General features: G+C 65.1%; 4 protein-coding genes and 2 pseudogenes. 1 reads left to right on the top strand and 5 read right to left on the bottom strand.

Going from position 1 to position 4,814, the window contains the following annotated elements:
* From ACEN88_RS24405 to ACEN88_RS24395, 3 genes and pseudogenes are all read right to left on the bottom strand, one after another.
* Positions 1–369, bottom strand: a pseudogene (locus tag ACEN88_RS24405) (hybrid sensor histidine kinase/response regulator); the annotation flags it as partial.
* Between the two features lie 88 nt (positions 370–457).
* Entirely contained in the window at positions 458–1,963 is a 1,506-nt protein-coding gene (locus tag ACEN88_RS24400) for an HD domain-containing phosphohydrolase (protein ID WP_413343832.1), read from the bottom strand.
* Positions 1,964–2,109: 146 nt separating this feature from the next.
* On the bottom strand, positions 2,110–2,847 hold the full coding sequence (locus ACEN88_RS24395) for a DNA-formamidopyrimidine glycosylase family protein (RefSeq protein WP_413343830.1): 738 nt from the start codon (positions 2,845–2,847) through the stop codon (positions 2,110–2,112).
* A 182-nt stretch (positions 2,848–3,029) separates the two neighbouring features.
* Here ACEN88_RS24395 and ACEN88_RS24390 point away from each other — a divergent pair, with 182 nt between their 5' ends.
* Positions 3,030–3,527 carry a DUF3016 domain-containing protein gene (locus ACEN88_RS24390; protein WP_413343828.1) on the top strand — a complete coding sequence of 166 codons (498 nt, stop codon included), beginning with the start codon at positions 3,030–3,032 and terminating at the stop codon, positions 3,525–3,527.
* A 31-nt stretch (positions 3,528–3,558) separates the two neighbouring features.
* Here the strand turns inward: ACEN88_RS24390 and ACEN88_RS24385 are convergent, their stop codons facing one another.
* Together ACEN88_RS24385 and ACEN88_RS24380 are read right to left on the bottom strand one after the other, a co-directional pair.
* Entirely contained in the window at positions 3,559–4,545 is a 987-nt protein-coding gene (locus ACEN88_RS24385; RefSeq protein ID WP_413343827.1) for a hypothetical protein, read from the bottom strand.
* Positions 4,546–4,558: 13 nt separating this feature from the next.
* Positions 4,559–4,814: pseudogene (locus ACEN88_RS24380) on the bottom strand (hypothetical protein); the annotation flags it as partial.

Raw genomic sequence — 4,814 nt, 5'->3', positions numbered from 1 at the left:
GTGCGACGCGCGGCCGGGCGGCAGCGGCGCGCCCGGCGCGACCCGCGTGTTGAGCAACTGGTGGCCGTCCCGGTCGAGCAGCAGGATCGCCGTCTCGCCGCGCGGCGCCACCGAATGGGCGTGGTGAAAGAAGGTCTCGAGATCGCCGCGGGCCAGCGCGGGGGAATTCGCCAGCGTGCGCAGGATGCCTTCCCTGATCTCCAGTTCGTTGTCGACGAGGAGGGTGAAGGCGCGCACCGCTTCCTTGACGCTCGTTTCCTGGGCGCGCCGCTCTTCCTGATAGACATACCCGACGGCCAGGACCGCCGCGAGGAGGGCAGGGACCAGGATGGCCAGGATCAGGAGCAGCAGTCGGGTTCGGATACGCATGGGCCGGATGGCGGTCGGGACAGTATTGCCGCGAAGCTCTGCATACTACCTGACTCTGTCTCCCTTGTCCCGGCCCGCGATATCGATTTCAGTCCGGCCAGCGTTCGTTGATCTCGGTGGCCTTGTCGAGGTTCCTGATGAGGATGTCGACGTAGTGCGGATCGAGGTGCTGGCCCGCCACGTCGCGCAGGTAGTCGCGCACCTGGTCGATCGGCCACGCCTTCTTGTACACGCGCTCGTGCGTGAGGGCATCGAACACGTCGGCCACGGCCACGATGCGGGCATACGGGTGGATGTCTTCGCCCTGCAGGCCCTGCGGATAACCGCTGCCGTCCCATTTCTCGTGGTGCTGGTGGGCGATCACGGCGGCCGCCTTCAGGATCGGGCGCTGCGAGCCGTCGAGGATCTGCAGGCCGATGGTCGGGTGCTGCTTCATGATGTCCCATTCCTCGGGCGTGAGGCGCCCCGGTTTCAACAGGACGGCGTCCGGCGTCGCGATCTTGCCCACGTCGTGCATCGGCGCCGCATGCATCAGCACGGCCGTCTCGTCGTCGGACATGCCCGATTCCTGGGCCAGCAGATGACACACCTGGGCCATGCGGCGCACGTGGTTGCCGGCTTCGTTCGAGCGCGATTCGACGACGTCGCCCAGGCGCAGGATCAGCTCGGCCTGGGTGTCCGTGATTTCCTGGTTCAGCAGGATGTTGTCGAAGGCGATGGCGACGCCCGAGCAAAACACGTCGAGCAATTGCACATCGATCTCGTCGATTTCTTCCACGCCCTTGAGCACGAGCAGAGACGCCTTGCCGCTGCTGTTCGGGAAGTAGCCGACATAAGTGTCGCCATGCAGCTTGGAGATGCGGTTGTGGCGTGCCTCGTCCAGCTGGGCGATCAGTTCCGGGCCGATGTCGTGGTCGCCGACGTCGCCGATGCGCGCGAGGATTTCGTACTGGCTCTCGCCGGTGATCACGCTGGCGCCGGTCACGCGCAGCAGCATGCTCTGCTCCAGGCGCAGCAGGGCGACGACCTGCTGCAGCAGGCCGCTGGCGAAATCCTTCAGGTTGCGCTGCCTGAACAGATGCGTGGACGCGGAGATCACGCGCTCCAGGCCTTCGCGGTAATTCTGCTGGACGCGGCGGGCGTCCTCGACTTTCATGATGTCGCGGTAGGCGCGCAGGGCGGCGAACGTCGTCGTGAACAGCTTGGTGCGGTCGAGTTCCGTCTTTTCCTTGTAGTCGTTGATGTCGTAGTCGACGATCACGCGTTCCTCGGGTGCCTGGCCCGGCTGGCCCGTGCGCAGCACGATGCGGGTGAACTGGTTGTCCAGCTCCTGGCGCATCCAGCGCGCCACTTCCAGGCCGCTGTCCTCGCGCTCCATGACGACGTCGAGGAACACCAGCGCGACGTCCTTCTCGCGCGCCAGGATGTCCTTCGCCTCGGCGCCGCTGTAGGCGTGCAGGAACGAGAGGCTGCGGCCGTCGAGGCGGAAACGGGACAGCGTCAGCTTGGTGATGTCATGGATGTCCGGTTCGTCGTCGACGAGCAGTACTTTCCATGGTGCAAGCTTCGGCGCGGCGGATGACAGGAAGGACATTTGACGATCTCACGAGGTTTTGAGGTAAGGCTGCACGGTCCGAAATGATTGTAGTATGAGCAGTGACCATTAACAACAAGAAATATTAATGACGCAGTGCAAAAAGTCACAATGTCGCAACGTGTCGTTTCCCTATTGTTTCCGCCTTATTCATGCAGCTTTTGGCAGCGCTCGCACCAGAAGCTGCGGCGGTTCGTCTTGCCGAGATTCGCTTTGTGAAAAGGGATATGGCAGCGGGGGCAGATTTTCTGGTTGTGCGCGAGCCAGTGTTTCTTGAGTGTGAACGCTTTTTTCCACTCGAGGAAGTCGAAGCTGTACTGGCGCGCTTCCTGCACGAGGGCGCGCAGCTTGGCCGGCGGCAGCGCGCCGACCCTGGACCGGGGATCGATCCGGATGCGGAACAGCACCTCGTTCTTGATGATGTTGCCGACGCCGGCGAAGATGTCCTGGTCGAGCAGGGCGTCGCAGGCGAGCGTGTCGGGTGCGCCCCTGAGCTTCTTGCGCGCCAACGCCGGATCCCATGCATCCGACATGACGTCCGCGGCCCAGTCGTAGTACGCGTCGATGTCGCAGTCGATCTCCTTGACCGAGCAGGCGTAGAAGTTGAGCTCGCCGCCGTCCGCGAAGCCGAGCGACAGGCGCGGTGGCTTGTCGCGCCGTTCGTTCACGCGGTACGTGCCGAACAGGAGAAAATGGACCCGCACGACCATCGTCGGCACCTGGATGAGGAAATGCTTGCCCCACGTGCGCAGCGCGACGACGGGCTGGCCGACGAGGCGCGCCGTGTCGATGGCCCAGGTATTGCCCTCGGCACGCACGATTTCCTGGCCCACGAACGGGGCCGTCTGCTCTTTCAAGATGACCAGCGACGGGCCTTCCGGCATGATGCTTCCTCGCTTGCGTTGTCCCGTTCTGGATTGTGCTGTGCAAGAGCCCGGGACACCTGTGCGCGGACTAACATTTCGATACAAACTAAGACGAATCGATAACGGACCCGGCATGGAAACCGGCGTATAAGAATGAGGTATTAACAGATGCTGTATTCGACGACGAAAGGAAGAACATCATGAAAGCGTTCATGAAAACGATGGCCCTGGCGGGCCTGCTGGCGCTGGCAGCAGGCAGTGCGTCGGCCGCGGTCAACGTCACGTGGGTGCATCCCGAGAATTTCCACGACCTGCCGTTCCCGGGCTGGGAGCGCAAGGAGATGCTGGACCAGATCACCGACCACTTCGTGAAGCTGGGCGCGAACCTGCCGCCGGGCGAGGACCTGCGCATCGAGATCACGGATTTCGACCCGGCCGGCCGCCTCATTCCGAGTACCCGGCTGGGCCGCGACCTGCGCGTGATGACCGGGCGGGCGGACTGGCCGCGCATGGAGCTGAATTATGCGATCGAGCAGAACGGGCAGGTGATCAAGAACGGCCAGTCGCAGCTGCAGGACATGAATTACCAGCAGACGTTCAGCCACTACTTCGATTCGGAGCCGTATCGCTACGAGAAGCAGATGATCGACGACTGGTTCGACAAGACCATCGCGCCGATCCGGAAGAAGCGGCGCTGAGGCTTCGCGCCGCTCAGGGAGCGGCGTTCGTTTACTTGTCCGCGCGGCCTGCCTTGTCGCGCCAGCGGCCGCCCGCTTCGCGCACCGTGTAGTCGGCCGGCACGGTGAACAGCGCGGGCGCGGGTTCCTCGCGCTTGATGTTCTCGAGCCGGAACACGACGTCGCCGCTGCGCGGGTCGCTGTGCTTCGTGTAGACCGTCACCTGCAGGTCGGGTGCCGTCCACGTCTCGTCCGACACGACGATCGCGTTGCGGTTGCCGATCGCCCCGGCCGGGATCTCGTAGCTGCGCAGCCTGCCCTCGGCCTTGATGCCGCCGAAATCGCGCGTGCCCAGGTCCTTCGTCGTCGCCTTCGTCGACCATTTGACGTCGGCGAACGCGCCGTTCATCAGCGGCGCCACCCGCATCTGCGCGTCGCGCTGCGCCGTGCCGCTCTCCGCCAGCGCCCTCGAGACCTGGATGCGCACGTCGCGCTGGATGCGCTGCCGTTCGGCGTCGTCGATGCCCTGCACGCGCTTGACGATGATCTCCTCGCTGCCGGCGGGCAGTGTGCCGTCCTTGCGCATCTGGTCGACTTTCGCCCGCGCCGCATCGGCCGCGGCGCGCGCCGTGGCTCCCGGATTGATCCTGACGGCCGAGCGGTTCCGTGGGTGCAGGACCAGGTTCGTGCCGCTCACCGGATCGTTGATCGTGACCGTGGCGACGTCGCCCTTGTCGTCGCGGATTTCCTGGCGGGTGCGGCCGGCGCTGTCGCGGTACGTCATCGTGGTGCGGCGCGTGGCGATCTGGTTGCCGTCGGGTAGCGCCTGCGCGAACTCCGTCACCATCTGCGCACTGTAGGGTGCGCTTTTGACGATGTTCGAGCGCATCACGGCGGCACCGCTGCGCGCATCGAACTCCATCTTATCGAAGTGAAACGTCATGGCGCCGTCGGACGCGCGGCCCTGGGTATCCTCGGCCAGCGCCGGGGCGAACAGGCCGGCCAGCAGGGCGGCGATCACAACATGTTTGGTGGTCATGGCATCCTCTTTGTCATTGAAGCGCGCTCAGGCGCAGGGCAAGCGGCTGGCCGTCGGCCGCGACGAGCATCTCGGCCCGGACGGAATCGCCCGCGTTTTCCGGCGTCAGCGGCACGCCCAGCGCGGCCAGGCTCGTGCGCGGCACGTCGGTGGCGACCATGCGCGGCGCCGGTTCCGCGGCGATGCGCTCGGCCGAATCCAGTGCGATGAACACGCCGTTGCCGTCGAGCGCGACGAGCGCGCCGGCGCGGCCGTCCTCGACCGGGTGC

Origin of the sequence: Massilia sp. CT11-108 (assembly GCF_047302915.1) — a bacterium.
GTDB classification, from domain to species: domain Bacteria; phylum Pseudomonadota; class Gammaproteobacteria; order Burkholderiales; family Burkholderiaceae_D; genus Telluria; species Telluria orientalis.
The sequence above is the reverse complement of the archived record's forward strand: the minus strand, read 5'-3'. Positions and strand labels throughout refer to the sequence as shown.